The sequence below is a fragment of the Microbacterium sp. Root553 genome, assembly GCF_001426995.1.
Lineage (GTDB): Bacteria > Actinomycetota > Actinomycetes > Actinomycetales > Microbacteriaceae > Microbacterium.
The window spans coordinates 236,728-261,670 of record NZ_LMFY01000002.1 but is presented as its reverse complement, the minus strand read 5'-3'; the positions used below and the strand labels follow the sequence as shown (position 1 = coordinate 261,670).

The following is a 24,943-nucleotide window of genomic DNA, read 5'->3' as shown; positions in this document are numbered from 1 at the left end:
CTCGCGGGTCAGCCTTCGAAGCGGTATCCGAGACCGCGGACGGTGACCAGCATCACGGGCTCGCCGGGGTTCTCCTCGATGCGCGACCTGATGCGCTTGATGTGCACGTCGAGCGTCTTGGTGTCTCCGAAGTAGTCGCTGCCCCACACCCGGTCGATCAGCTGCCCGCGGGTGAGCACGCGCCCGGAGTTGCGCATCAGCACTTCGAGCAGCTCGAACTCCTTCAGGGGCATGTTGATCTGCGCGCCGGCGACCGAGACCGTGTGCCGGTCGATGTCGAGCGAGACGCGACCGCCGTCGAGAACACGCTCGTCGAGCTCGCTGTCGGCCTGCACGACGCGGCGCAGCACCGCACGCATCCTGGCCAGCAGCTCGCGCGACGAGTAGGGCTTGGTGACGTAGTCGTCGGCGCCGAGCTCCAACCCGACGACGATGTCGACCTCCGAGTCCTTGGCCGTGACCATGATGATCGGCACCGCCGACGTCGTGCGGATCTGGCGGCACACCTCGGTTCCCGGCATCCCCGGGAGCATCAGGTCGAGCAGCACCACGTCGGCGCCGCGCTCGCGGAACGCCGTGAGCGCGCCGGGGCCGTCCTCGGCGATCTCCACCTCGTACCCTTCGCGGCGCAGCAGGTACGCCAGCGGGTCGGCGAGATCGGGCTCGTCTTCGACGAGAAGGATGCGTGTCATGCGTGCTCTCCGTTTCGGACGCGGGCCGCGGCTTTGGCCGCCTTGCGCTCGCGCTTCTTCTTGTTCTTCTTGTCCGTGTCGATCCTCGGGGGAGCATCGATCCTCGGCAGCCGGATGGTGAAGGTCGACCCCCGGCCCGGTCGCGACCACAGCCGCACCTCGCCGCCGTGACGCTGAGTCGCGTGCTTGACGATCGCGAGCCCCAGGCCCGTGCCGCCGGTGCGTCGCGAGCGCGCCTCGTCGGCGCGGTAGAACCGCTCGAAGATCCGCTCGCGGTCGCCCTCGGCGATGCCGATGCCCTGGTCCGACACCGCGATCTCGACGACGCCGTCGTCGACCTTCACGCCGATGCCGACCCTGGAGCCCTTCGGCGAGTAGGCGATGGCGTTCGCGATGAGGTTCCCGAAGGCCTCGATGAGGATCTGGGAGTCACCGCGCACCCAGACGCCGCGGTCGCCGCCGCGCGCGATCTCCACGCCCGCGGAGTCCGCCTGCACGACGTGCGCCTCGAGCGCGGTGGCGAGCACCTCGTCGATCGCGACCGGCCGGACATCGGAGAGGGCGTCCTCGGCCTGCAGGCGGGACAGGCTCATGATGCGTCCGGTGAGCTGACCGAGCCGCGACGCCTCGGCGGAGATGCGGGAGGCGAAGTGACGCACCTGCGCCGGATCGTCCGCCGCCGACTCGATCGCCTCGGCGAGCAGCGTGACCGCACCCACCGGGGTCTTCAGCTCGTGGCTGGTGTTGGCGACGAAGTCCCTGCGCATCTGGTCGAGGCGTTCCTGCTCGGTGACGTCGCGGATGATCAACAGCGTCATCCGCGGACTGATCGCACTCGCGCGAGCCGACACCAGCCGCGGATCGAGGCTCAGACCGCCGCGGGTGAGACGCAGCGACTCGGAGGCGGATCCGCCCTCGGCGCGTCCGCCCCGCACGAGCTGGCGCAGCTCGGGGTTCTCGAGAGGAGCACCGACCTCGATGCCGAAGCGCGACGCCGCCCTGGAGGCCGCGAGGACGAGACCCGAGGAGTCGACCACGCAGGCCGCGTCGTCCATGCTGCCCAGCACCGCGGTGACGCCGTCGGGGACGACCAGCGAGGACTCATCGGCGACCCGGGCCCTCGCGCGGTACGCCCACGCCACGAGGAGGGAGAGTCCGACACCGATCGCGAGGCCGACGGCCAGTGCGAGCAGCGCGATCTGCGGCAGGGTCATACCCTCAGCGTAGAGGGCGTTCACCCGCTATTCGGCGGGTTCGCCCGCGCTGACCACAAGGCGAGAAGTACTATTCACGTGCTGGGCACCGTTCGTTAACCTTCGGAGCAGACAATCGCTTTCGGGCCTGTGCGGGAGCGCTGTGCTCTCCCCGCGCGGACGACCCAGCCGTCTCGCGTTGACACCACAGCCGAGACCCGAACGAAAGGTTGCGCCGACATGCGCGAAGTCTTCCATCAGTCCCTCGAGGATCTGCAGTCCCAGCTCGTGGAGATCGCCGACCTCGTCACGGTCTCGATCGACAAGGCGACCCGCTCGTTCGCCACGAGCGACGTCGAGCTGGCCGAAGAGGTCATCGCCGATGACGCCAAGATCGATGAGCTCGCCGTCGCCCTCGACGAGCAGGCCATCGAGATCCTCGCCCGCCAGCAGCCCGTCGCCCGCGACCTCCGCGTGGTCGTCACGGCGCTGCGCGTCAGCGCCTCACTCGAGCGCATGGGCGACATGTCGGAGCACATCGCGCAGCTCGCGCGTCTCCGCTTCCCCGAGCGCGCGATCCCGAAGGGCCTCAAGGGCACCTTCACGAAGATGGGAGAGCTGGACGTCGAGATCTCCCGCACGCTCTCCGAGCTGCTGCGCACGCAGGACCTGAAGCTCGCCGACACCATCCGCAACACCGACGACGACATCGACGAGCTGCACGCGAGCGTGTTCGAGAAGGTGCTCAGCGACAACTGGAAGGGCGAGGCCACCGCGACCGTCGACGCCACGCTCGCCAGCCGCTACCACGAGCGCTTCGCCGACCACGCGGTCGCCGTCGCCAAGAAGGTCATCTACCTGGCGACCGGAGACTGGCGCATCGAAGAAGAGGACATCGCCCTCGCGATCGAGCAGCAGCGGGAGCTCGGGCACGCCTGAGCCGGCGCGGATACACCGAGGGGGCGGATGCTGACTGCATCCGCCCCCTCGGTGTATCCGGGTCGCGCGTTACTTCTCGCCCCGGGTCACTTCTCGCCCCGGGTCACTTCTTGCCCTGGGCGGCGACCGCAGCCGCACCGGCCGCAGCGGCCTCGGGGTCGAGGTAGCGACCGGGCCCGGTCGGGACGTTGTTCTCGTCGAGCTCGTACACGAGCGGGATGCCGGTGGGGATGTTCAGCTCGGCGATGTCGTCGTCGCTGATGCCCTCGAGGTGCTTCACGAGGCCGCGGAGCGAGTTGCCGTGCGCCGTGACGAGAACCGTCTTGCCGGCCTCGAGGTCGGGAACGATCGCGCTCTCCCAGTACGGCAGCAGGCGGTCGATGACGAGCTTGAGCGACTCGGTGCGAGGCACCTCGCCGTCGATGCCGGCGTAGCGCGCGTCGTGCACCTGGCTGAACTCGCTGTCGTCGTCGAGCACGGGCGGCGGCACGTCGAACGACCGGCGCCACAGCTGGAACTGCTCGGGACCGAACTCCTCGAGGGTCTGCGCCTTGTCCTTGCCCTGCAGCGCGCCGTAGTGACGCTCGTTCAGCCTCCACGAGCGCGTGACCGGGATCCACAGGCGGTCGGCGGCGTCCAGTGCGATGTTCGCGGTCTGGATGGCACGGCTGAGCAGCGAGGTGTGCAGGACATCGGGCAGGAGACCGGCCTCGGCGAGCAGCTCACCACCGCGCTTCGCCTCCTTCTCGCCCTGCGCGTTGAGTCGGACGTCCACCCAGCCGGTGAAGAGGTTCAGTTCGTTCCACTCGCTCCGGCCGTGACGGAGCAGGATCAGGGTGCGCTTCGAAGTCATGGCATCAGTTTATCGGCGCAGCGCCACGCGTACACGCCCGCGCCCTGGGAGGATTGACGCATGGCGTCATCTCCTCTCGGTCGGCCGACCCGCGGCACCACCGGGACGAACCGGCTCCGGCGGAACGACCGCTGGATCGCGGCGAGCACCGCCTTCCGACGAGCCGACGATCCGCTCGTCGTCGATCTGGGCTACGGGGCGAGCGGCGTCACCGCGTTCGAGCTCGCGACCCGCCTGCAGCGCGTGCGCCCGGATGCCGAGGTGCGCGGCCTCGAGATCGATCCCGCGCGCGTGCAGACCGCGACCCGGCAGCTCGCCGAAGTGCACGTCGGCCGCACCTCGTTCTCCCCCGACCTGCGGGTGTCCTTCGCCCGCGGCGGCTTCGAGGTCCCGCTCCCGGCCGGACGCCGCCCCGCCGTGATCCGCGCCATGAACGTGCTGCGGCAGTACGACGAGGGCGATGTGGCGAGCGCCTGGCGCACGATGGCCGCGCGTCTCTCACCCGGTGGGCTGCTGGTCGAGGGCACCTGCGACGAGATCGGTCGCGTGTCGAGCTGGATCGACATGGACCCGACGGGAGCGCCGCAGCGGTTCACGATCTCGCTGCGCCTGGCCGATCTCGAGCATCCGAGCATCGTCGCGGAACGGCTTCCCAAGGCACTGATCCATCGCAATGTCCCTGGCGAGCGGGTGCACGCCCTGCTCGTCGATCTCGATCGCGAGTGGGCGCACGCGTCGCCGCTGTCGACGTTCGGGGCGACCCAGCGGTTCCTCGCCGCCGTCGGGGCCCTGCGCGCGCAGGGCTGGCCCGTGCTCGGCGGCAGGAGCCGCTGGCGCCTGGGCGAGCTCACGCTGCCCTGGGACGCGGTGGCGCCGCTCGACTGACCGGCGCTCAGCCCGCCTGGCGCGGATCGGGTGCGCTCGGGCGTCGTGACAGACGCGTCAGACGAGGGATGTCGGCGGTGGCGCCGGCGTCCGCGGGGACGATGACCTGCTGGGTCGCCGCCACGTCGACGCCGTCGGAGCGCACGACGAGATCGCCGACCGGCGTGCGGCGCGACAGGATCGCGAGCGCGATGGGACCGTCTTCGTGGTGGCGCGCGACCGAGGTCACCTGACCGACCTCGTCGTCGCCGGCGAACACCGGGTCTCCGACCGCGGGCAGGACCGCCTCGCTGCCGTCGAGGTGCAGCGCGGCGAGGCGACGCGGGGGGTGGCCGAGGTTGTGCACCTTCGCCACCGTCTCCTGTCCCCGGTAGCAGCCCTTGTTCAGGTGCACGGCCGTGCGGATCCAATCGGACTCGTGCGGCAGCGACCTCTCATCGACCTCGGCGGACCAGCGCGGGCGCCACGCGGCGACGCGCAGCGCCTCGGCGGCGAGGAGTCCTGCGAGCTGGTCGGCGGCGAGCGTCGTCGCGAGGGCGTCGGAGCTCTCCCGCTCGAGGATCGCCACCCGCCAGGCGAGCGCCGCCCCCGGGTGCTCGGCGATCTCGGCATACTGATGCCCGCCGGCGCTCACGGCCTGCCACGGATCCAGCCAGACGAGCGGAACGCCCGACGGAGCGGATGCCGCGGCGAGCGCCAGCTCGGCCGCGGCGCCGCCGTCGACGAAGCCGAGCAGGGCGAGGTCGGGGCGCACGGTCACGGTGGCCTGCGTGCGGAACTTCATGCGCGTCAGCCAGGTCGCGAGGGCGTCGGCATCGCCGGCATCCGCGATGAGCCAGGTCGACGATCCGTCGTCCACCACCCCGGCCGCATGCTCCACCCTCCCCTGAGGGTCTAGCACCAGCAGCTCGGTGCTCTCGCCCGCCGAGAGTCGTCCGACCGCCTGCGAGGTGATCGAGTCGAGCCAGCTCAGACGCTCGGGGCCGGCGACCTCGATGACCGTGCGATCGTCGAGCGGCGCCACCGCCGCACCGGCGGCGAGTCGGCGCTGCTCGCGGAATGCGTCGCCGAAATGGGAGATCCCCGCCTCGTCGGCGACGGCACCGGGGATGTCGGCGAAACCCGTCATGTCAGACCTTCGCCAGCCGGGCCGAGGCGTGCGAGCGCATCGTGGTTCCGAGGGCGGAGATGTCCCACGCCCACAGCAGATGGTTGTCGACGAGCCCGTACATGCGTGTCGCGGCGCCGTACTCTTTGGCGCCGGCGCCGCGGACGATCGCGTCGGAGGCGATGTCGATGCGCGGCCCGGCGATCTCGCCGAGGTAGAGCTCCAGCGTCCCGTCGGCGTGCGCGATCGACACCTCGATGGGGAAGCCGCCTGAGGGAGCGCGGAGGGCCTCGACGTCGTCGACCCCGCGGGTCACGGGCGCAGCGAGCGGGGGCAGCAGCGCGGGTCCGGCGTCGGCGTCGGTCGCGGGGCGGGAGAGGCGCCAGAATCCGGTCTCGGCGACGAGGGGGATCGACTCGGCACCGTCATCGCCGGCGAGGACGGCGGTCGCCGAATAGTTGAGGAAGGCCCCGCCGTCGTGGCTGAAGCTCACCCGATGGGTGAACTCACCCTGCAGACGTTCGTCGCCGACGGGATAGTCGATGACACCGGTGCCCTCCCAGACGCCGAGAAGCCACGAGAGCGGCGCGAGGTCGGCGGGGAGATCGGTGGGCAGCTCGAGCACGACGCTCAGCGCTGACCGCGGAAGAGGTTGCGCAGCACGACGACCGAGACGAACACGATCGCGAGGCTCGCCAGGCCGAGCAGGCCGATGAAGAAGAGTTCGAGCGCCAGGAGATCCATGACGCCCACTTTACCCTCCGTGCGGACGGGGTGTCTCGCGACGCGTCAGGTGACCAGCGACGCCAGCCCGAACCCGATGGAGATCACGCCCATCAGCAGCAGCGCCCCGATCGTGCTCCCGCCCACCCGGAGGATGAACCCCTGCGTGCGCCCGTACCAGAGCTGCGTGGCGAAGGAGAGCAGGACGATGCCCCCGAATGCCACGATCAGCCAGGGCACGCGCCATTCCGACGAGACGAAGACGCCCACCCCTATGGACGCGACGACGGCGACCGCCCAGACGGTGAGCACACCGACGAAAGCGTTACGCGGTGCGAGCGCAGGATCCGACATACCTCCATTGTCACCCATCCGCGCCCGGTATCATGGCGTCACGGCGTACCCCGCCGTCCGGAAGGAGTGCGTGTGGCCCAGGTCCTGGTGTTGACCAATGCTCCGGTGTCGGAACTGGTCCTGCCCGCGCTCGAGCTTCTCAGCCACCGCGTGCGTCAGATCCCGGCTGAGCCGGCCCAGCTGGTGAACGCTCCCGAGTACGACATCGTGATCGTCGACGGCCGTCTCGACCTGGTCGGAGCCAAGTCGCTGTGTCGGCTGCTGCGCGCGACGGGCCAGGATGCTCCGCTGCTGCTGGTCGTCACAGAGGGCGGCATGAGCGCCCTGTCCGGGGAGTGGGGCATCGACGACGTGCTGCTCTCCACCGCAGGACCGGCCGAGACCGACGCCCGCGTGCGCCTCGCTCTCGCCCGCCGCGACGAGGTCGCCGAGCCGACGCGCGTGCAGGCCTCCGGCGTCACGATCGACGAGCAGTCGTACTCGGCGAAGCTGCGGGGGCGCCCGCTGGATCTCACGTACAAGGAGTTCCAGCTGCTGCACTTCCTCGCCACGCACCCGTCACGGGTGTTCACGCGCGAGCAGCTGCTCAGCGAAGTCTGGGGCTACGACTACTTCGGCGGCACCCGCACGGTCGACGTGCACGTGCGCCGGCTGCGCGCCAAGCTCGGCGACCAAGAGCAGATCATCGGCACCGTGCGCAACGTGGGGTACCGGTTCAACGTCCACGACGACGAGACGGTCGCCGCCACGGTGTGACCCTGGCGTGCCCGTTCACGCGCGCGTCACCTCACGGTGCTTAGATGTACCCCATGATCGATCCCGCTCTCGCCGACGCTGGTCTCGGTGACGCTGAAGATGACGACTTCGATGCGACCGAGGCTCCGGATGCGCTGCTTCCCGACCACCGCTACCTCGATCGCGAGCTGAGCTGGCTCGCGTTCAACCAGCGCGTCCTGGAGCTCGCCGAGGATCCGTCGCTCCCCGAACTCGAGCGGGCCAACTTCCTGGCGATCTTCGCGAGCAACCTCGACGAGTTCTTCATGGTGCGCGTCGCGGGGCTCAAGCGCCGCATCGTCACCGGTCTCGCCGTGCCGACGAACATCGGGCGCTCGCCCGCCGACGCGCTGGCCGACATCGCCCGCGAGGCGCACGCCCTGCAGCTGCGCCACGCGGACGCGTGGAACTCCCTGGTGCGACCGGCGCTGGCCGAGTCCGGCATCGAGATCACCGTGTGGTCCGAGCTCACGGACGAGGAGCGGGGCAAGCTCAGCGAGTATTTCGGCGCCCAGGTGTTCCCCGTCCTGATGCCGCTCGCCGTCGACCCCGCCCACCCCTTCCCGTACATCTCCGGGCTGTCGCTCAACCTCGCCATCCGCATCCGCAACGCCCGCACGGGGCGCCAGGAGTTCGCCCGCCTGAAGGTGCCGCCGATGCTGCCGCGCTTCGTCGAGGTGCCGGGCACGAGCGAGATCAAGCGCTTCCTCACTCTCGAGGAACTCATCGCGAACCACCTCGGCGACCTGTTCCCCGGCATGGAGGTGCTCGACCACCACGCGTTCCGACTCACCCGCAACGAGGACGTGGAGATCGAGGAGGACGAGAGCGAGAACCTCATCCAGGCCCTCGAGGCCGAGCTGCTGCGGCGCCGGTTCGGTCCGCCGATCCGGCTCGAGATCACGGACGACATGGACGAGGTCACGATGGACCTCCTGGTCCGCGAGCTCGACGTCACGGACAAGGAGATCTACCGCCTCCCCGGGCCGCTCGACCTCCGAGGCCTGTTCGACCTGTCGCGGATCGATCGCCCCGACCTGCGCTACCCGCCTCACCTGCCCACCACCGCGGTCGCGTTCCAGCCCACGGGCAGCAACACGCGCGCCGACATCTTCACGGCCATCCGCAAGTCCGACGTGCTGGTGCATCACCCGTACGAGTCGTTCACGACGAGCGTCGTGTCGTTCCTCGAGCAGGCGGCACGCGACCCGCACGTGCTCGCGATCAAGCAGACGCTCTACCGCACCTCCGGTGACAGCCCGATCGTCGAGGCCCTGATCGATGCCGCCGAGGCCGGCAAGCAGGTGCTCGCCCTGGTCGAGGTCAAGGCCCGCTTCGACGAGGCCAACAACATCGTCTGGGCGCGCAAGCTCGAGAAGGCCGGCGTGCACGTCGTGTACGGGCTCGTCGGGCTGAAGACCCACTGCAAACTCGCCCTCGTGATCCGCGAGGAGGAGGGCGTGCTGCGCCATTACTCGCACATCGGCACCGGCAACTACAACCCGAAGACGAGCCGCATCTACGAGGACTTCGGGCTCTTCACCACCGACGCGCAGGTGGGCAAGGACCTGACCCGCCTCTTCAACGAGCTCAGCGGCTACGCGATCGAGAAGAAGTTCAAGCGCCTGCTCGTCGCCCCGCTGCACCTGCGCAAGGGCCTCGTGCGCCAGATCGATCACGAGCGCCGGAACGCCGAGAACGGAAAGCCCGCGAGCATCCGCATCAAGGTCAACTCGATGGTCGACGAAGAGATCATCGACGCGCTGTACCGCGCGAGCGCCTCCGGAGTGAAGGTCGACGTCTGGGTGCGCGGCATCTGCAGCCTGCGCACCGACCTCGAGGGCATCAGCGACAACATCACCGTGCGCAGCATCCTCGGCCGTTACCTCGAGCACTCCCGGATCTTCGCGTTCCACAACGACGGCGACCCGCAGGTGTACATCGGCAGCGCCGACATGATGCACCGCAACCTCGACCGACGCGTCGAGGCGCTGGTGCGGGTCACCGACCCCGGCCACCTCAAGGACCTGCTCGACTTCTTCGACCTGGCCATGGACCCTGGCACCACCTCGTGGCACCTGGGAGCCGAGGGGGTCTGGACGCGGCACTCCGAGAATGCCGACGGCACGCCGCTCGTCGACCTGCAGGACAAGACCATGGGGTTGATCCAGCGACGCCGTCGCGCACGGTCGGTCCGATGAGCTCGCAGTCGACGGCCCAGGCGGCGGGGTCGAAGTGGACGGACAAGGCCGTCTACGCGGCCGGCGCCGTCGTCTGGCGCCTGATCGACGGCAAGCTGCGGATCCTGCTCATCCACCGCACGAAGTACCGGGACATCACTCTGCCCAAGGGCAAGGTCGACCCGGGCGAGATGCTCGCGGAGACCGCCGTGCGCGAAGTGCACGAGGAGACCGGCATCCGGGTGTCTCTCGGCGTCCCGGTCGGGGTCAGCCGGTACCACCTGCCGTCGAAGAAGCAGAAGGTCGTGCACTACTGGGCGGCCGAGGCCACGGCCGAAGCCATCCGCGCCTCCACCTTCGTGCCCAATCGCGAGATCGCCGCCCTCGAGTGGGTCAGCATCAAGAAGGCGCGTGCCCGTCTGAGCTACCCGGTCGACCTCGAGATCCTCGATTTCTTCGCGAATCTCGTCGATGACGGCGTCCTGCGCACCTTCCCCGTGATCGCACTGCGTCATGCGAAGGCGCTGTCCCGTTCGGACTGGGACGGGGCGGATGCCGCGCGTCCGCTGACGGAGCGCGGCCAGCACCAGGCGTCCTCGATCGTCGGACCGCTGCGCGCCTTCGGCGTGCGAAGGATCGTGACCAGCGACGCGGTGCGGTGCGTGCAGACCGTCACCCCGCTGGCCGCCGCCCTCGACCGCAAGAAGGTCAAGACCGAGGCGATCAGTCAGGATGCCTGGGAGGAGGGTCGCGACGACCTCCGCTCCGTGGTCGGCCGCCGCGTCCGCTCGGGAAAGCCCGCGGTGCTGTGCAGCCACGGACCGGTGCTCCCCGGCATCCTCACCGAGCTCGCGCTCGCCACCGGCACCATCCGCGGATCGTACGTGAGCAGCGCCGCCGCCCTCGAGCCCGCCGCCTTCTCGGTCGTGCACCTCTCGGCGACGAATCCGGGCTCCGGGATCATCGCGATCGAGACGCACATCCCCAAGGTCTGACCCCGACTCCGGCGGGATTCCGCGGATGGGCGCGGTATCCCGCCCCAGAGAGTCGACCGCCGTTCACCTTCCGTTCACCTGTGCGGGAGAGTCTCGTTAACCGCCGCACCTAGCGTCACTGTGTGCCCTGCACCGGGCCCCACCCCTCCAAGATCGAAGGATCCACAGTGAAGATCTCCCGAATCGCACGTATCGGCGCCATCGGCGCCGTCGCCGCTCTCGCACTCGCCGGCTGTGCCGCGAACGAAGGCGGCACCGGCGGCTCCACCGACGCCCCCACCGACTCCACCCTCTCCGGCACCATCGAGGCCACCGGCGCCTCCTCGCAGGAGGCCGCCCAGCAGTCCTGGGTCGCCGCGTTCCAGACCGCCAACCCCGACACCACGGTGAACTACACCGCGACGGGCTCGGGCACCGGCCGCGAGAACTTCATCGCCGGCTCCTCCAACTTCATCGGCTCCGACCGCGCGTTCAACGCCGACGAGATCGCCAAGGGCGGCTTCGGCTCCTGCGCATCCGACGAGATCGTCGAGATCCCGGTCTACATCTCGCCCGTCGCCGTGGCCTTCAACCTCGACGGAATCGACGAGCTGAACCTCGACGGCGAGACCATCGCCAAGATCTTCGCCGGCACGATCACCCAGTGGAACGACCCGGCCATCGCCTCGCAGAACGAGGGCGTCGACCTTCCCGACCAGGCGATCGTCACCGTGCACCGCTCGGACCCCTCGGGCACGCAGGAGACCTTCACCAAGTACCTCAGCGCCGTCGCCCCCGACGTGTGGACCTACGAGGCCAGCGACGAGTGGCCGCTTCAGACGGGCGAGGCCGGAGACGGCACCTCGGGAGTCGTCGATGCGATCACCAACGGCTCCGGCTACATCGGCTTCGCTGACGCGTCGCGCACCTCGGAGCTCGGCCAGGTGGCCGTCGAGGTCGAGGGCGACTACGTCCCCTACTCGGCAGACGCCGCCGCAGCGCTCGTCGAGGCATCGCCGCTCGAGGAGGGCCGCTCGGACCACGACCTCGCGTTCGCCGTCGACCCGGCCGCCGCACCCGCCGGCTCGTACCCGATCGCGCTCGTCTCGTACCTCATCGGCTGCGTCGACTACGACGACGCCGAGACCGCCGGCCTCGTGAAGGCGTACTTCGAGTACGTCTCCTCGGCCGAGGGTCAGGATGCAGCCGCCGAGGCTGCCGGCAGCGCGCCGATCTCGGACAGCCTGCGCGACCAGATCAGCACCGCGATCGACGCGATCGTCACGAAGTGACCGACGGCTCAGCCCACGGCTGAGCTCCGGTCCGACGCCCCCGGGTGTCGGTCGAGAGGACTCGACCGACACCCGGGGGCACCCGCATGAAAACCCTGAAAGTCCCTCAGAGCCTGGAGTCGCTCCGATGACCACAACCACAACGGGTCCCGATACCACCCGTTCACCCGGCACACCCCACACGCTGCGCCGACGGGGTGACCTGGTCTTCTCGGGCACCGCGCTGGCCGCCGGGATCATCATCCTCGTCACCCTCGCCGCGGTGGCGCTGTTCCTGATCGTGCAGTCGATCCCCGCCCTGTCGGCGGACACGTCGGACAATCACATCCTCGCGGGCCAGTCGTTCCTCTCGTGGGTCTGGCCGTTCGTCTTCGGCACGCTGTGGTCGAGCCTCATCGCCCTCGTCATCGCCGCTCCGATCGCCATCGGCATCGCGCTCTTCATCTCGCATTACGCCCCCCGCAGGCTCGCCGGCTTCCTCGGCTACATCATCGATCTGCTGGCCGCTGTGCCGTCGGTCGTGTTCGGCCTCTGGGGCGCGCTCACCTTCGCCCCGATGCTCGTGCCCTTCTACAAGTGGCTGAACGAGCACCTCGGGTGGATCCCGATCTTCAGCGGAACGCCCTCGGGCACCGGCAAGACGATCCTCACGGCATCCCTCGTCCTCGCCGTGATGATCCTGCCCATCATGACCGCCATCTGCCGCGAGGTCTTCCTGCAGACACCGAAGCTCCACGAGGAGGCCGCCCTGGCCCTCGGCGCGACGCGCTGGGAGATGGTCAGGATGGCCGTGCTGCCCTTCGCCCGCAGCGGCATGGTGTCGGGCGCGATGCTCGGCCTCGGCCGTGCGCTGGGCGAGACCATGGCCGTGACGCTCGTGCTCTCCCCCCTCGGCATCATCACGTTCAACCTGATCAACCCGGAGAACCCGACGACGATCCCCGCGATCATCGCCCTGCGGTTCCCCGAAGCCCACGACGAGGGCGTCAACACGCTCATCGCCGCGGGTCTGATCCTCTTCATCGTCACCTTCGCGGTCAACTTCGTCGCCCGCTGGATCGTCTCGCGCCGTGCCGAGTTCTCGGGAGCCAACTGACATGACAACCACACTCACCCCCTCGCCCTCCTCGGTGGCCGCTCCCACCCACAGCACGTCGGCCGGGCACCTGCCGAAGTGGGCGCCGTGGGCGCTGCTGCTGGTCGCGTTCGTCGTGTCCGCGACGATCTTCGCGTTCGTCAACGTGGGCAACGACCCGGCCGACTTCAACATCGCGCTCACCCTCGTCGTCGGCCTGATCTTCTACATGGCGCTGATCATGGTGATCTCGACCGTCGTCGAGAGCCGCCGCCACGCGATCGACCGCCTCATGACCGCGCTGGTCTCCGGCGCCTTCGTGGTCGCACTGCTCCCCCTCATCTCGCTGCTGTACACCGTGGTCGTCAACGGCCTGATGCGCTTCGACGGCGAATTCTTCAGCTTCTCGATGCGCAACATCGTCGGCGAGGGCGGCGGCGCCGTGCACGCCATCTGGGGAACGCTCCTGATCACCCTCGGTGCGACCGTGATCTCGGTGCCGATCGGCCTGATGACCTCGATCTACCTGGTCGAGTACGGCGAAGGACGCAAGCTCGCCCGCGGCATCACCTTCCTCGTCGATGTCATGACCGGCATCCCGTCGATCGTCGCCGGTCTGTTCATCTACTCGGTGTTCTCCCTGATCGTCGGTCCGGGAACCCGGATGGGCATCATGGGCTCGCTCGCCCTGTCGGTGCTGATGATCCCCGTCGTGGTGCGTGGATCGGAAGAGCTGCTCCGCATCGTCCCGAACGAGCTGCGCGAGGCCGCCTACGCCCTCGGCGTGCCGAAGTGGCTGACGATCATCAAGGTCGTGCTGCCGACCGCGATCGCCGGCATCCTCACCAGCGTGATGCTGGCCATCTCCCGCGTCATCGGCGAGACCGCGCCGCTGCTGCTCACCGTCGGCATCGTGCAGGGTATGAACCTCAACATGTTCAGCGGGCAGATGGCGACTCTGCCGGTGTTCTCGTACATGCAGGCGAAATACCCCGGCATCCCCGTCGACGCCTACCTCGATCGGGCGTGGGCTGCGGCTCTCACCCTCATCGTCATCGTGATGGTGCTGAACCTGCTGGCTCGCATCATCGCCAAGGTGTTCGCACCCAAGATCAACGGCCGCTGAGCCGACACACCCGACTGACTGACTGACTGAACAAGAAGGATCTCCCGTGTCCAAGAGCATCGAAGTCAACGACCTCAACGTCTACTACAGCGACTTCCTCGCTGTCGAAGGCGTCAGCATCGACATCAAGCCCAACACCGTGACGGCGTTCATCGGCCCGTCCGGCTGCGGCAAGTCCACCTTCCTCCGCACCCTCAACCGCATGCACGAGGTCATCCCCGGCGCACGCGTCGAGGGCGAGGTGCTGATCGACGGCAAGAACCTCTACGGCACCGGCGTCGACCCCGTGCTGGTGCGTCGCCAGGTCGGCATGGTCTTCCAGCGTCCGAACCCCTTCCCGACCATGTCGATCAAGGAGAACGTGCTCGCCGGCGTGAAGCTGAACAACACGCGCATGGCGAAGAGCGATCAGGACGCCCTCGTCGAGAAGTCGCTGCGCGGCGCGAACCTGTGGAACGAGGTCAAGGACCGTCTCGACCGCCCGGGATCCGGACTCTCCGGTGGACAGCAGCAGCGTCTGTGCATCGCCCGCGCGATCGCCGTCTCGCCTGACGTGATCCTCATGGACGAGCCGTGCTCGGCCCTCGACCCGATCTCGACCTTTGCGATCGAGGAGCTGATCGCCGAGATCAAGACCCAGTACACGGTCGTGATCGTGACGCACAACATGCAGCAGGCGAGCCGCGTCTCCGACAAGACGGCGTTCTTCAACATCGCCGGCACCGGCAAGCCCGGCAAGCTCATCGAGTACGACGACACCCGCACCATGTTCACGACGCCCTCCGTGCAGGCCACTGAGGACTACGTCTCGGGACGCTTCGGATAATCCGCTCCCCCGCCCTCCCCTCCGGGGTTCTCCACCGTCCGGTCCGCGTCTCGCGGGCACGACGTCGGAGCAGGAGGCTCGACACGCCGTGCGGCCCTGTGGCCCCACGGCGTGTCGTCGTCGTGGGGCCTAAGCGGTGCCCGCAGTGGTGCGATGAACCTCTGCTGCAGCCCGCGAACGGCTCAGTCGCGCGGCGAGAGCAGGTAGCGGTTGAGGTCGGCGGTGAGATCGTGGTCGACCGGCAGCTCGACCCCGTCGACGGCGGTGATCGGAGCGGCCAGGCGCACGCTCGAGACGAGCCACGCGGCATCCGCACGAGGCAGGTCGGATGCCGGGACCCGCGCATACTCCGCGGCGAGGCCGCGATCCGCCAGATACTCGTAGACGCTGAGCTGCGTCGTGCCGTGCAGGATTCCGCCGTTCGGCGCGGGCGTCACGAAGCGATCGCCCAGGCGCAGGATCAGCGATGCCGTCGGCGCCTCCAGCACGAAGCCGTCGCGCGACAGGAAGATCGCGTCGTCGGCGCCCCGCCGGTGCGCCTCGCGCAGTGCGGCCATGTTGACGGCATACGAGAGGGTCTTGGCTCCGAGCAGCAGCCAGGGCGCATTCGCGGCGACATCGAGGTCGTATCCGCGGTCGAGCGTCACCACGCGGACGCCCCGCTCGCGCACCTCGGAGAAGTCCGATGCCGGTGCCGCCGTCACCCACGCGGTCGGAGTCGGGCCGTGCTCCACTCCCCGGCTGAGGATGAGCTTGATGACGTACTCGCCCGCCTCGCAGTGCTCCGCGGCGCGCTCGATGGCCTGGCGCCACTGCGCGTGGTTCGGGAGGGGCAGATCGCACAGTGCCGCGGAGTGCGCGAGCCGCTCCAGATGCGGCACGACCTCCTGGGCATGTCCGTCGATCACGCCGATCGATTCGAAGACCCCGTCTCCGCGCTGCGTGCTCAGCTCGCCGACGCTCAGCGCAGGCGCCGCCGCATCGACGAGGGTGAACGTGTCGGCGAAGTCCGCGCGGACGACGTCGGATGCTGCGGGGTCGATCATCAGAGCGAAGCGCCGGGTCATGGTCCGAGCCTAGAGCCCCGGGAATAGACCCGCAGCGATCTTGTTACACTGGAATGGCCGGGCCGCATAACCCCGGGCTCCAATTTTTGCCGCTGCGAGCGGCCTTCCGCCGAGAGGCGTTCTTGCGGCCCGGTCTTATCCTTCCCCCGGCGATTCGCCAGGGAGACCTCAGACCAGTGCGTCCGATCGCCAGAGCGTCGCGGCGGCCGTGAGATCCTGAGCGTAGCTGCTCAGCCGCAGCGCGCGCGTGGTCAGTTCGCTCGCTCGCGACGGCTCGGTGAGCTCGTAATCGTCCGCGGTGTGCGTGGCGCCGGAGGCGTGCACCCGGCAGAACGACGCCGCGCGATCGAGAGCGACGGCGAAGTCGCCCCGGAACGCTCCCCGCAGGATGGTGTCGATCAGGGCGACGATCTCGTCGGGGTTCGCGGGAACGGGGGCACCCGCGACGATCGCGTCGACGGAGGCGAGTTCCACCCGCCCTCGCTCGTACAGCAGCGCTGCCGTGTGCGGATCGCTGTGGATCGCGAGCTGCAGCAGATACAGCCGCCACAGCGCGCCGGGCAGCGTCCGTGCCGGCGCCTTCGACCATAACTCCGCGATCTCGTCGATGCCGTGCTCCGCGGTGAAGGCGACGAGTCTGTCGGCGCTCACTCCGCTCTCGTCCGCGCGCACACGGGTCAGGAGAGCGGATGCGGTCGCATGCGCGATCCGGGTCTCCTCCGCAGGGTCGTGCGCCCCGACGATGTTGTCGAAGGCGCTCGAAGGTCGGCGCACGGGACGGGAGAACTGCTCAGGCATCAGTCCAGGGTACGCGCGATCGACGCGGGTCAGGCCGTGGGGATGACGACGACGGGGTCCGTCGTCGGCGAACCGGACGGCGAGCCGCCGGCCTGCTCCACGGTGACCGCGATCACGTCACCGGCGTGCATGTCGCCGGCGAGAACGGCCGTCGCCTCTCCGCCGTCGGCGTCGAACACGCCTGCGGAAACGGGTGTGTCGCCACGGACGTACCAGAGCTCGTAGGTCTCTCCATCCGCGAGGGACGGGATGCCGTCGGTGACCAGCACCGATGTGCCGAGCGACGCCGACCAGTGCGCGGTGGCCGTGCCGCCGCCCTCCAGCGGAACACTCGCCTGCTGCGCGTCACCGGCCGCCTGGATGTCCTGCAGAGCGATGACGCTCGCGGGGCGGTTCAGGTAGTCGTTGACGGCCACTGCGCCGATGCCCACTCCGACCAGGAGCGCGAGGCACGCGGCCAGTGTGAAGAGGATGCGGAGACGGTGCGGCGGAGCCTTCGGAGACGCCGCAGCACGCGGGTCGCCGGGCTCGAGGCCGTCGGACTCGAGCTCGTCCGCGACCGACGAGGAGTCCTCGGCATCGGCTGAGTCCTTCGTGTCGGCTGAGTTCGACTCGGGGAGGGCGTCCGGAACGGAGCCGGACACGATGACCCGGCCGTCCTGGGGCGTCTCGGCGATGCGTGCGAGCAGCGCAGCCCTGATTCCGGGGCCCGGTACCACCGGGGCCGCACCGGATGCGAGCATGCCGGCCGTGTCGACGTCGTCGTCCGCGATCGCCTGCCACTGCGGGTTCGCGACGAGAGCGGCGTGGTAGCGCTGCTGGTCGTCCGGCGACAGCGCGTCGAGTGCCGCTCCTGCCGCGAGTTCCGCGAATTCCTGTTCGTTCATGCTGTCACCCCCATGGCTGTCCGGAGACGCGAGAGTCCGTCCCGCATCCGTGTCTTGATCGTCCCCAGCGGTGCTCCGACGAGCACCGCAACTTCATTTTGACTGTATCCGCCGTAGTAGGCCAGAACGAGTGCTTCGCGCTGCGCCTCGGGAAGAGCTGCGAGCGCGTGGTGGACCTTCTCGCTCTCGATGCCCAGTTCGACCGTCTCCGACACGCTGTCGTGTGCGACTCCGATATCCCTGAACCCGGCCCGCACATCCCGGTCCGCGCTGGACTGGGATGCCCGTACCCGGTCGACCGCACGACGGTGCGCGATCGTCATCACCCAGGTTCTTCCCTGCCCCTTGTTCGGAGCGAACTTCGAAGCGGATTGCCAGATCTCGAGGAAGACCTCCTGCAGCACCTCTTCGCTCTGCGAACGGTTCACCAGGACCCGCAGGATCAGGCCGAACGCGCGAGAGGACAGAGCGTCGTAGAGCTCGGCGAACGCGCGCTGATCGCCGCCACCGATACGTACGAGCAGGTCGGCGACAGCATCCCGCGGCGTACCTTCTTCGGGTACGTCCATTCCATCGATGACCATCTCTACCAGCATGCCGCATTCACCCCGCTTTCCCCTGCAACCGCCACCCGAAAGTGACGTAAACGAGTCCTCTTAAGGACATGTCGTCGAGAGCTGTTCGCCACAGAGCGGGAATCGGATTGAATCCGGCGCCCCAAAAAAAACTTCTGCGTTTCTCCCATCCGATCCCGACGGGGCTCCGAACGACTGTCAACGCCACGGAGAGGCCGTGGCAAATGTTCTGAAGGAGCTTGAGATGTTCAGCACCAAGAAGAAGGTCACCGCAGCGATCACCCTCGGCCTTGCGAGCGCATTCCTGCTCTCCGCATGTTCCATGGGCGGAACCACCAGCAGCGACGAGCCGTCGGAGTCGATGGCTCCGGAGTCCTCCGAGACCACCGCCCCCGAGACGATGGACCCGGCCGCGGACCTCGTCGGCCCCGGTTGCGCCGCATACGCAGAGGCAGTGCCGGACGGCGCCGGATCGGTCGAGGGCATGTCCCTGGACCCGGTCGCGACCGCCGCATCGAACAACCCGCTGCTCAAGACGCTGGTCGCCGCAGTCAGCGGACAGCTCAACCCCGACGTCAACCTCGTCGACACCCTGAACGGTGACGAGTTCACCGTCTTCGCCCCCGTGGACGACGCTTTCGCGAAGATCGACCCCGCCACCATCGAGGCACTCAAGACCGACAGCGCCACGCTGAGCTCGATCCTGACGTACCACGTGGTCCCCGGCCAGATCGCTCCGGCTGACATCGACGGCACCCACGCGACCGTCAACGGCGCCGACCTCGAGGTCACCGGCAGCGGCGACTCGATCATGGTCAACGACGCCAACGTCATCTGCGGTGGAGTCAAGACCGCCAACGCCACCGTGTACCTCATCGACTCGGTGCTGATGCCCCCGGCCGCGTAAGGCAGAGAAACACCGAGGCACACTCGGTGAACCGTCCCGTCACTCAGGGGGAGGACGACGGGACGGAGAAGGAGCCGCTGGCGACACGTCGTCAGCGGCTCCTTCTTTGCGCAATAGACTGGTCATGCGGGCCTCTAGCTCAGTTGGCAGAGCATCGGACTTTTAATCCGCGGGTCGTGGGTTCGAGCCCCACGGGGCCCACCGTTATCACCGCACCGGCGATCCGGCCACCCCCTTCACGGGGCCGGCGTCCTACGAGAGTGTCGAGGTGTCCCGTCCGGGACACCGACCTCCACGAAAGGACGCATCATGGCGACTCTCACCGACAGCCGAGTGGCATTCCTGGCCACGGACGGATTCGAGGACAGCGAGCTGACCAGTCCGTGGGAAGCGGTGCAGGGCGAGGGCGCGAGCGCCACGCTCATCGCACCCGAGGGACTGCAGATCACCGGGAAGAACGGACACGTGCAGCACGTCGACCTGACCTCCGACACCGCGAAGGCCGACGAGTTCGACGCGCTCGTGCTCCCGGGAGGCGTCGTGAACGCCGACCAGCTGCGCCTCGACAAAGCCTCCATCGACCTGGCCCGCTCGTTCTTCGAGCAGCACAAGCCGGTCGCCGTCATCTGCCACGGCGCATGGATCCTGATCGAAGCGGGAGTCGTCGACGGACGCACCCTCACCAGCTACCCGAGCCTGGCCACCGATCTGCGCAACGCCGGCGCGACCTGGGTCGACGAGGAGGTCGTGGTCGACGAAGGGCTCGTCTCGAGCCGCACGCCCGACGACCTGCCCGCCTTCAACGCGAAGCTGATCGAAGAGGTCGCCGAAGGGCGGCACGCCGAGCAGACGGCGTGATCCGATCTGATCTGATCTGATCCTCCGGCGGTCCGGTGTCAGGCGCCAGCGCGCGCCCTGTGACGCCGGACCGCCGCTCTGTTCGCGCAGCGCACCGAGCAGAACCGCTGCCTGCCGTTCCGGGTGACGTCGACGACGACGTTCGTGCAGGGCGAGGCCTCGCATCGCCCGAGGCGATCCATGCCGCGGGTGACGAGGTGCAGCGACGTGCCGACCGCGAAGATCGCCCGGAGCACGTACGGCAGCGACTGCACGTCGTCCCGGTAGTGCAGGTGCCACCCCTCCCCGTCATGATTCGTGAGGCGGGGATAGGCCGCCGCCTTCGCCATCTGCGCGTTGAGCACCTCGGCTCGCGCCGCGGGATCGTGTTCGTCGACGATCTGCAGCCAGTCGTCGACGACCTCGCGGACACGCTCGTGATCATCGCGTGCGGGCGGGAACGTCATCGTCATGCCCCTCTCGAGCGTTCTTTCCTCGATGCCGGCACGATCGTCGGGAAAGTCGTCCGCGAGCGACGCGGCCAGCAGCACCGCGTACTCGCCGTAAGGGTTGAGATGCATAAGGACATTACATCACGCTGGACGCATGACCTCTCTGCACACCCTTCCGATCCCCCGCCCGACCGCTCCCCCGCATGAGCACGCCTGGACCGTCGACTCCCGCCACACCACCAGCGAGGGCACGGTCGTCTACGTCCGCTGCGTCGGATGCGGCGTGCACCGCGTGGACCTGCAGACGGATCCGCACCGTCCGCCCCTCGCCCTGAGCAGGGAGACCTCGGACTGAGGACGCGCTCACGCCGTCAGCTCGACCAGCTTCCTGACGGTGCGGAGGTTGCGAGCCGTGCCGGCGACGCCGAGCGCCCGGTCGAGGACGGCCTTGGTGAGCTTGGTGCTATGCACCCCGCCCTCGCTGTAGGCGATCCACAGATCCTCGCCGATCAGGGAGATCCGCTCCCCCGGCACGAGACGCTGCTCCAACGTCGCGACCGCCTCCGGGGATGCCGGTCCCTCGAGGAACATCGCATGCAGCAGCTTCTCGGATGCATCACTGAAGGGGTGAGCCTCGATCGCACGGGCGAGCGCGTCGTGGGTGCGCAGGATCACCGGAGTGTCGACACCGAACTCCGCGGCGATCAGGGCACGGACCCTCGCGCGGGCGGCCGTCGGGTCGTCAGGCTGCTCGCATAGGATGTTGCCGCTCGCGATGTAGGTCGAGACCTCTCCGAGCTCAGGGGTGAGCACCTCGCGCAGCCGTGCCATCGGCACGAGGTTGCGGCCCGACACGTTCACCGCCCTCAGCAGCAGCGCGCTGCGGGTCATTCCGCGGCGCTCTCCGTCAGGACCGCCCCGGCGTGGGCGAGCTCGGCGAGGGCCGCGGCGCTCGGCTCCGCCGCGACGCCGGCGATCAGGTCGGTGAGGATCCGCACCTGCACACCGTGCGCGATCGCATCGAGGGCGGAGGCCCGGACGCAGTGATCGGTGGCGATCCCCACGACGTCCGCGACGACCACGCCGGCATCGGCCAGGATCCCGGCGACGGTGTCCCCCGCCTCGGTCGTCCCCTCGAACATCGAGTACGCCGGCTCGCCCTGCCCCTTGCGGACATGGTGGGTGACGGCATCCGTCACCAGCAGCGGGTCGTACTCGGCCCCGTCCGAGCCTTCGACGCAGTGCGGAGGCCAGGTGTCGACGAAGTCGGGGCTCTCGGCGAAATGACCGCCGTTGTCGCCGTGCGCGTCGTGCCAGTCGCGCGAGGCGACGATCACGTCGTACTCCGCCGCGTGAGCCTCCAGGAAGGCGGAGACGGCGGATGCCACGGCATCCCCACCCGCGACGGCGAGCGCGCCGCCCTCGGTGAAGTCGTTCTGGATGTCGACGATCAGAAGCGCTCTGCCCATGCTCCGAGCGTACGCGCCATCCGACGACGGCTCGCCGGAAACCAAAAGGCCCCGTGATCTTTTCAGATCACGGGGCCTGCTGGAGCCGCTTGTCAGAATCGAACTGACGACCTTCTCATTACGAGTGAGATGCTCTGCCGACTGAGCTAAAGCGGCGCGATCATCGATATTACCGGTTCCGGACCCGCACCGCGAATCGACGTCGAGTCACTCGCAGCGCAGCCCGTCCTCGGGCACCACATCGTCGAGGAGGAATGCCTCGACAGCGTCGTCCACGCAGGCGTTGCCCTTGTTGTATCCGGTGTGCCCCTCGCCCACACGGGTGATGAGCACGCCCTCCTGGAGCTGGTCGGCGAGCGACTCCGACCACTCGTACGGGGTGGCCGGGTCGTTGGTCGTACCGACCACGACGATCGGGCCCGCGCCCTCGGCGGTGATCTCGCCCCGGGTGCCGGTCGGCGGGTAAGGCCACACGGCGCACGAATCGGGTCCGTTCCAGTACGGAGCGATCGTGGGCGCACCCTCGGCGATCTTCGCGGTCGTCGCCGCCTCGGCGCTCGGGTCGTCTTCGACCGGGTAATCCATGCAGTTGTAGGCGCGGAATGCCTCACTGGAGTTGTCGAGGTAGCTGCCGTTCTCACGGCCGTTGTAGAAGTCGGCCAGGAAGAACGCGGTCGTCGGGTCGCCCTGCAGCGCCTCGTCGAAGGCCTGGGTGAGGTACGACCAGCTGTCGGCGGAGTAGAGCGCGGCGATGATGCCGGTCATCAGCGAATCGGCGCCGAGCAGGCGCCCGTCGCCGTTCCGGAGCGGCGACGCGTCGACGCTCGCGAGCAGCGCGCCGAGGTCAGCCATCGCCTCGTCGACGGTGCCGGCGAACGGGCACTCCCCCGAATCCAGGCAGTCCTGCATGTACGCACGCAGCGCCGATTCGAATCCGAGCGCCTGCGTCGCGCCGACCTCGAGGCCGGAGACCGCGGGATCGATGGCGCCGTCGAGGACGAGGCGTCCCGCCTTGTCGGGGTAGAGGCTCGCGTAGGTCGCTCCGAGGAACGTGCCGTAGGAGTACCCGAGGTAGTTGAGCTGCGTGTCGCCCAGCACTGCGCGGATCAGGTCCATGTCGCGCGCCGCGTTGATGGTCGTGATGTACGGCAGGATCCCGCCGCTGTTCGCCTCGCACGCCTCGGCGAACTTCTTGTGCCCCGCGAGCAGTTCGGCCTCCCACTCCGCACTGCCGCGCTTCGCCGTGGGGATCGTGTAGAGGTAATCGTCCATCTCGGACGCGTCGAAGCAGGTGACCGCCGTGGACTGACCGACGCCGCGCGGGTCGAAACCGATCACGTCGTAGTTCTCGATCAGGTCGGCGCCGACGGCGAAGTCGAGGCTGTCGCGGATGAGTTCCACACCACTGGCCCCGGGGCCACCGGGGTTGGTGAGCAGCGAACCCTGCGCGGTGCCGGTCGCCTGGTGGCGCACCACCGACAGCGTGATCTCGCCGTCGCCCGGGTTCTCCCAGTCCAGAGGCGCGGTCACGTCGGTGCAGTCGAAGCCCGTGCCGCATTCGCTCCACGAGAGCGTCTGCCCGTAGAAGGACATCAGATCTGCGGCGACGCCCTCGGTGTCGGGGGCCTTGGTGGTCGAGGGCTTCGGCTCGGCCTGCTCGGGGATCATCGAGTACAGGCACCCCGAGAGAGCGACGGATGCGGCGGCGAGGCCGGCGATCACCGCGACGGTGCGGCGCAGGCGGGAAGTCGGTCTGGTGTTCACGGTGTCCTCCCGCTCGTGACAGTCACGAGCAAGCTCTCGAGGGCGAGAAGCGGTGCGACGTTGCGCTCCAGCGACTGGCGGGTATCGGCTAGGTGTTCGAGTACGACAAGAGTACGGGTCTCGGGCCAGGCGGCGGCGAGCGCCTCGAGTTCTTCACGGAGCTCGCGGTTGATCAGGTCGTCGCCCCGCCCGAACTGCAGCATCACGACGTCGCGGAAGAGCGACTGCAGATCTGTGAGCACGCGGTCGATCCCGTCGCGCAGGCTGCGCGTGGCGCGCTTCTTCTGGTCGTCTTCGAGCGCGGAGATCTGGGTGCGCAGCGCCGGCGGCACCGCCTGCCCCTCGGCGATGCCGACGGTGCGGAGGAGGCTCGCGCGCTCACTCGCGTCGCGCTCGGCCGTGAGGGTCTTCGCGTCGTCGTTCGCCGCCTGGATGATGCGACCGGCCACCTCGACGGCGTCGTTGACCCCGCGAACGCCCAGAACCGATCTCAACGTGTCGTCGCGTCGGCGTCGCGCGGCCTCGTCGGTGGCGAGCCGCTGCGCCATCCCGATGTGTCGCTGCGCGTGCCGGGCGGCCTGTTCGGCGACGGCCTCGTCGGCGCCCGTCCGGAGCGTGATCAGACGCGCGACGTCGGCGACATCGGGCTCTCGCAGCCGCAGCGAACGGACCCGCGAGCGGATCGTGGGGAGCAGATCGGCCTCGCTGGGTGCGCACAGGATCCACACCGTGTCTTCGGGCGGCTCCTCGAGCGCCTTCAGCAGCACGTTGGACGTGCGTTCGACCATGCGGTCGGCGTCTTCGACGATGATCACGCGGTAGCGGCCGGCCGACGGGGCGAAGTACGAACGCTCGACGAGGGCGCGGGCTTCGGCGATCGTGATGATCACCTTGTCGGTGCGCAGTGCGGTGACGTCGGGGTGCGTGCCGGCGAGGACCTGGCGCATCGCCGCCTCGTCGTCGGGACGGTCGGCGATCAGCGCCGCGGCGAACGCATGCGCGAGAGTGGATCGCCCGGACCCGGGCGGGCCGGTGATGAGCCAGGCGTGCGAGAGCGCCGTCGGATCGGCGGCCGCGTGGCGCAGCGTCTCGACAGCGGCGTCCTGCCCCCAGACGTCCGCCCACGGAAACGGGGCGGCGATGGTCTGGTGCATGCACTCAGCCTAATCGGGAGCACCGACGTGCGTGGCACC

The 24,943-nt window shown here is 68.9% G+C and carries 27 protein-coding genes and 2 tRNA genes; 13 read left to right on the top strand and 16 right to left on the bottom strand.

Annotated elements, in window-relative coordinates; all coding sequences use genetic code 11:
* Positions 1–8 precede the first annotated feature (8 nt).
* The gene (locus ASD43_RS15330; protein ID WP_056420324.1) at positions 9–692 is read right to left on the bottom strand and encodes a response regulator transcription factor; all 684 of its coding nucleotides are present in this window, start codon (positions 690–692) and stop codon (positions 9–11) included.
* A complete protein-coding gene (locus tag ASD43_RS15325) occupies positions 689–1,906 on the bottom strand; it encodes a sensor histidine kinase (protein WP_056420322.1) in 1,218 nt (405 codons plus the stop codon). Before ASD43_RS15325 ends, ASD43_RS15330 begins: the two co-directional genes overlap by 4 nt.
* A gap of 219 nt (positions 1,907–2,125) precedes the next feature.
* Here ASD43_RS15325 and phoU point away from each other — a divergent pair, with 219 nt between their 5' ends.
* Positions 2,126–2,824, top strand: a complete 699-nt coding sequence (gene phoU / locus ASD43_RS15320; RefSeq protein ID WP_045254308.1) for a phosphate signaling complex protein PhoU — start codon at positions 2,126–2,128, stop codon at positions 2,822–2,824.
* Between the two features lie 103 nt (positions 2,825–2,927).
* Here phoU and ASD43_RS15315 read toward each other — a convergent pair whose 3' ends face one another.
* The gene (locus ASD43_RS15315) at positions 2,928–3,677 is read right to left on the bottom strand and encodes a phosphoglyceromutase (RefSeq protein ID WP_056420319.1); all 750 of its coding nucleotides are present in this window, start codon (positions 3,675–3,677) and stop codon (positions 2,928–2,930) included.
* Between the two features lie 60 nt (positions 3,678–3,737).
* Between ASD43_RS15315 and ASD43_RS15310 the strand changes: the two genes are divergently transcribed.
* Positions 3,738–4,562 (top strand): class I SAM-dependent methyltransferase, encoded by an 825-nt coding sequence (locus ASD43_RS15310; RefSeq protein WP_056420317.1) that lies wholly within the window; start codon positions 3,738–3,740, stop codon positions 4,560–4,562.
* A 7-nt stretch (positions 4,563–4,569) separates the two neighbouring features.
* Here the strand turns inward: ASD43_RS15310 and ygfZ are convergent, their stop codons facing one another.
* From ygfZ to ASD43_RS15295, 3 genes are all read right to left on the bottom strand, one after another.
* Positions 4,570–5,691, bottom strand: coding sequence for a CAF17-like 4Fe-4S cluster assembly/insertion protein YgfZ (gene ygfZ, locus ASD43_RS15305; RefSeq protein ID WP_056420314.1), 1,122 nt, complete (start codon positions 5,689–5,691; stop codon positions 4,570–4,572).
* 1 nt (position 5,692) lies between these two features.
* Positions 5,693–6,295 (bottom strand): FABP family protein, encoded by a 603-nt coding sequence (locus ASD43_RS15300; RefSeq protein ID WP_056420311.1) that lies wholly within the window; start codon positions 6,293–6,295, stop codon positions 5,693–5,695.
* Between the two features lie 164 nt (positions 6,296–6,459).
* Complete coding sequence (locus ASD43_RS15295; protein ID WP_056420308.1) at positions 6,460–6,747, bottom strand: hypothetical protein; 288 nt, start codon at positions 6,745–6,747, stop codon at positions 6,460–6,462.
* A 72-nt stretch (positions 6,748–6,819) separates the two neighbouring features.
* Between ASD43_RS15295 and ASD43_RS15290 the strand changes: the two genes are divergently transcribed.
* The 7 genes from ASD43_RS15290 to pstB all read left to right on the top strand — a co-directional run bounded on the left by ASD43_RS15290 (position 6,820) and on the right by pstB (position 14,994).
* A complete protein-coding gene (locus ASD43_RS15290) occupies positions 6,820–7,503 on the top strand; it encodes a winged helix-turn-helix transcriptional regulator (RefSeq protein ID WP_056420305.1) in 684 nt (227 codons plus the stop codon).
* Positions 7,504–7,556: 53 nt separating this feature from the next.
* Positions 7,557–9,722: an RNA degradosome polyphosphate kinase gene (locus ASD43_RS15285; protein ID WP_056420543.1), complete on the top strand. Its 2,166-nt coding sequence runs from the start codon at positions 7,557–7,559 to the stop codon at positions 9,720–9,722.
* Positions 9,719–10,696, top strand: coding sequence for an NUDIX hydrolase (locus tag ASD43_RS15280; protein ID WP_056420302.1), 978 nt, complete (start codon positions 9,719–9,721; stop codon positions 10,694–10,696). Before ASD43_RS15285 ends, ASD43_RS15280 begins: the two co-directional genes overlap by 4 nt.
* 167 nt (positions 10,697–10,863) lie before the next feature.
* Positions 10,864–11,967, top strand: a complete 1,104-nt coding sequence (pstS, locus tag ASD43_RS15275) for a phosphate ABC transporter substrate-binding protein PstS (protein ID WP_056420299.1) — start codon at positions 10,864–10,866, stop codon at positions 11,965–11,967.
* A gap of 127 nt (positions 11,968–12,094) precedes the next feature.
* On the top strand, positions 12,095–13,063 hold the full coding sequence (gene pstC / locus ASD43_RS15270; protein ID WP_056420296.1) for a phosphate ABC transporter permease subunit PstC: 969 nt from the start codon (positions 12,095–12,097) through the stop codon (positions 13,061–13,063).
* 1 nt (position 13,064) lies between these two features.
* Entirely contained in the window at positions 13,065–14,168 is a 1,104-nt protein-coding gene (gene pstA / locus ASD43_RS15265) for a phosphate ABC transporter permease PstA (protein WP_056420293.1), read from the top strand.
* 46 nt (positions 14,169–14,214) lie between these two features.
* Positions 14,215–14,994: a phosphate ABC transporter ATP-binding protein PstB gene (gene pstB, locus ASD43_RS15260; protein ID WP_045254296.1), complete on the top strand. Its 780-nt coding sequence runs from the start codon at positions 14,215–14,217 to the stop codon at positions 14,992–14,994.
* Between the two features lie 182 nt (positions 14,995–15,176).
* Here pstB and ASD43_RS15255 read toward each other — a convergent pair whose 3' ends face one another.
* From ASD43_RS15255 to sigK, 4 genes are all read right to left on the bottom strand, one after another.
* Complete coding sequence (locus ASD43_RS15255) at positions 15,177–16,061, bottom strand: aminotransferase class IV (protein WP_056420290.1); 885 nt, start codon at positions 16,059–16,061, stop codon at positions 15,177–15,179.
* 168 nt (positions 16,062–16,229) lie between these two features.
* Positions 16,230–16,859: a hypothetical protein gene (locus tag ASD43_RS15250; RefSeq protein ID WP_056420287.1), complete on the bottom strand. Its 630-nt coding sequence runs from the start codon at positions 16,857–16,859 to the stop codon at positions 16,230–16,232.
* 29 nt (positions 16,860–16,888) lie between these two features.
* Positions 16,889–17,746 (bottom strand): anti-sigma factor, encoded by an 858-nt coding sequence (locus ASD43_RS15245; RefSeq protein WP_056420282.1) that lies wholly within the window; start codon positions 17,744–17,746, stop codon positions 16,889–16,891.
* Positions 17,743–18,342 carry an ECF RNA polymerase sigma factor SigK gene (sigK, locus tag ASD43_RS15240; RefSeq protein ID WP_200946623.1) on the bottom strand — a complete coding sequence of 200 codons (600 nt, stop codon included), beginning with the start codon at positions 18,340–18,342 and terminating at the stop codon, positions 17,743–17,745. The genes ASD43_RS15245 and sigK overlap by 4 nt, the downstream gene beginning before the upstream one ends.
* A gap of 223 nt (positions 18,343–18,565) precedes the next feature.
* Between sigK and ASD43_RS15235 the strand changes: the two genes are divergently transcribed.
* The 3 genes from ASD43_RS15235 to ASD43_RS15225 all read left to right on the top strand — a co-directional run bounded on the left by ASD43_RS15235 (position 18,566) and on the right by ASD43_RS15225 (position 20,086).
* Complete coding sequence (locus ASD43_RS15235; RefSeq protein WP_056420277.1) at positions 18,566–19,228, top strand: fasciclin domain-containing protein; 663 nt, start codon at positions 18,566–18,568, stop codon at positions 19,226–19,228.
* Positions 19,229–19,356: 128 nt separating this feature from the next.
* Positions 19,357–19,429 (top strand) — tRNA-Lys (locus tag ASD43_RS15230).
* Positions 19,430–19,537: 108 nt separating this feature from the next.
* A complete protein-coding gene (locus ASD43_RS15225; protein WP_056420274.1) occupies positions 19,538–20,086 on the top strand; it encodes a type 1 glutamine amidotransferase domain-containing protein in 549 nt (182 codons plus the stop codon).
* A 38-nt stretch (positions 20,087–20,124) separates the two neighbouring features.
* Here ASD43_RS15225 and ASD43_RS15220 read toward each other — a convergent pair whose 3' ends face one another.
* Positions 20,125–20,646 carry a CGNR zinc finger domain-containing protein gene (locus ASD43_RS15220; RefSeq protein WP_056420271.1) on the bottom strand — a complete coding sequence of 174 codons (522 nt, stop codon included), beginning with the start codon at positions 20,644–20,646 and terminating at the stop codon, positions 20,125–20,127.
* A 25-nt stretch (positions 20,647–20,671) separates the two neighbouring features.
* Here ASD43_RS15220 and ASD43_RS15215 point away from each other — a divergent pair, with 25 nt between their 5' ends.
* Entirely contained in the window at positions 20,672–20,872 is a 201-nt protein-coding gene (locus ASD43_RS15215; protein ID WP_056420268.1) for a hypothetical protein, read from the top strand.
* Between the two features lie 8 nt (positions 20,873–20,880).
* On the opposite strand, the gene ASD43_RS15210 is transcribed toward ASD43_RS15215, so the two are convergent.
* The 5 genes from ASD43_RS15210 to ASD43_RS15190 form a co-directional block, all read right to left on the bottom strand.
* The gene (locus tag ASD43_RS15210; RefSeq protein WP_056420266.1) at positions 20,881–21,408 is read right to left on the bottom strand and encodes a DUF1697 domain-containing protein; all 528 of its coding nucleotides are present in this window, start codon (positions 21,406–21,408) and stop codon (positions 20,881–20,883) included.
* On the bottom strand, positions 21,405–21,986 hold the full coding sequence (locus tag ASD43_RS15205) for an isochorismatase family protein (protein ID WP_056420263.1): 582 nt from the start codon (positions 21,984–21,986) through the stop codon (positions 21,405–21,407). Before ASD43_RS15205 ends, ASD43_RS15210 begins: the two co-directional genes overlap by 4 nt.
* An 80-nt stretch (positions 21,987–22,066) precedes the next feature.
* A tRNA-Thr gene (locus ASD43_RS15200) sits at positions 22,067–22,142 on the bottom strand.
* Positions 22,143–22,193: 51 nt separating this feature from the next.
* Complete coding sequence (locus tag ASD43_RS15195) at positions 22,194–23,750, bottom strand: alpha/beta hydrolase (protein WP_056420261.1); 1,557 nt, start codon at positions 23,748–23,750, stop codon at positions 22,194–22,196.
* On the bottom strand, positions 23,747–24,904 hold the full coding sequence (locus ASD43_RS15190; RefSeq protein WP_056420257.1) for a DNA polymerase III subunit delta': 1,158 nt from the start codon (positions 24,902–24,904) through the stop codon (positions 23,747–23,749). Before ASD43_RS15190 ends, ASD43_RS15195 begins: the two co-directional genes overlap by 4 nt.
* Between the last annotated feature and the right edge of the window lie 39 nt (positions 24,905–24,943).

Excerpts from the sequence above, each read along its gene's own strand:
- ASD43_RS15330 (WP_056420324.1), bottom strand. The coding sequence starts at position 692 with ATGACACGCATCCTTCTCGTCGAAGACGAGCCCGATCTCGCCGACCCG.
- ASD43_RS15225 (WP_056420274.1), top strand. The coding sequence starts at position 19,538 with ATGGCGACTCTCACCGACAGCCGAGTGGCATTCCTGGCCACGGACGGA.
- ASD43_RS15235 (WP_056420277.1), top strand. The coding sequence starts at position 18,566 with ATGTTCAGCACCAAGAAGAAGGTCACCGCAGCGATCACCCTCGGCCTT.
- ASD43_RS15190 (WP_056420257.1), bottom strand. The coding sequence starts at position 24,904 with ATGCACCAGACCATCGCCGCCCCGTTTCCGTGGGCGGACGTCTGGGGG.
- ASD43_RS15215 (WP_056420268.1), top strand. The coding sequence starts at position 20,672 with ATGACCTCTCTGCACACCCTTCCGATCCCCCGCCCGACCGCTCCCCCG.
- ASD43_RS15285 (WP_056420543.1), top strand. The coding sequence starts at position 7,557 with ATGATCGATCCCGCTCTCGCCGACGCTGGTCTCGGTGACGCTGAAGAT.
- ASD43_RS15210 (WP_056420266.1), bottom strand. The coding sequence starts at position 21,408 with ATGACCCGCAGCGCGCTGCTGCTGAGGGCGGTGAACGTGTCGGGCCGC.
- ASD43_RS15205 (WP_056420263.1), bottom strand. The coding sequence starts at position 21,986 with ATGGGCAGAGCGCTTCTGATCGTCGACATCCAGAACGACTTCACCGAG.
- ASD43_RS15315 (WP_056420319.1), bottom strand. The coding sequence starts at position 3,677 with ATGACTTCGAAGCGCACCCTGATCCTGCTCCGTCACGGCCGGAGCGAG.
- ASD43_RS15310 (WP_056420317.1), top strand. The coding sequence starts at position 3,738 with ATGGCGTCATCTCCTCTCGGTCGGCCGACCCGCGGCACCACCGGGACG.
- ASD43_RS15280 (WP_056420302.1), top strand. The coding sequence starts at position 9,719 with ATGAGCTCGCAGTCGACGGCCCAGGCGGCGGGGTCGAAGTGGACGGAC.
- ASD43_RS15325 (WP_056420322.1), bottom strand. The coding sequence starts at position 1,906 with ATGACCCTGCCGCAGATCGCGCTGCTCGCACTGGCCGTCGGCCTCGCG.
- pstA (WP_056420293.1), top strand. The coding sequence starts at position 13,065 with ATGACAACCACACTCACCCCCTCGCCCTCCTCGGTGGCCGCTCCCACC.
- ASD43_RS15255 (WP_056420290.1), bottom strand. The coding sequence starts at position 16,061 with ATGACCCGGCGCTTCGCTCTGATGATCGACCCCGCAGCATCCGACGTC.
- phoU (WP_045254308.1), top strand. The coding sequence starts at position 2,126 with ATGCGCGAAGTCTTCCATCAGTCCCTCGAGGATCTGCAGTCCCAGCTC.
- ASD43_RS15245 (WP_056420282.1), bottom strand. The coding sequence starts at position 17,746 with ATGAACGAACAGGAATTCGCGGAACTCGCGGCAGGAGCGGCACTCGAC.
- ASD43_RS15250 (WP_056420287.1), bottom strand. The coding sequence starts at position 16,859 with ATGCCTGAGCAGTTCTCCCGTCCCGTGCGCCGACCTTCGAGCGCCTTC.
- ASD43_RS15220 (WP_056420271.1), bottom strand. The coding sequence starts at position 20,646 with ATGCATCTCAACCCTTACGGCGAGTACGCGGTGCTGCTGGCCGCGTCG.
- sigK (WP_200946623.1), bottom strand. The coding sequence starts at position 18,342 with ATGCTGGTAGAGATGGTCATCGATGGAATGGACGTACCCGAAGAAGGT.
- pstC (WP_056420296.1), top strand. The coding sequence starts at position 12,095 with ATGACCACAACCACAACGGGTCCCGATACCACCCGTTCACCCGGCACA.
- ygfZ (WP_056420314.1), bottom strand. The coding sequence starts at position 5,691 with ATGACGGGTTTCGCCGACATCCCCGGTGCCGTCGCCGACGAGGCGGGG.
- ASD43_RS15295 (WP_056420308.1), bottom strand. The coding sequence starts at position 6,747 with ATGTCGGATCCTGCGCTCGCACCGCGTAACGCTTTCGTCGGTGTGCTC.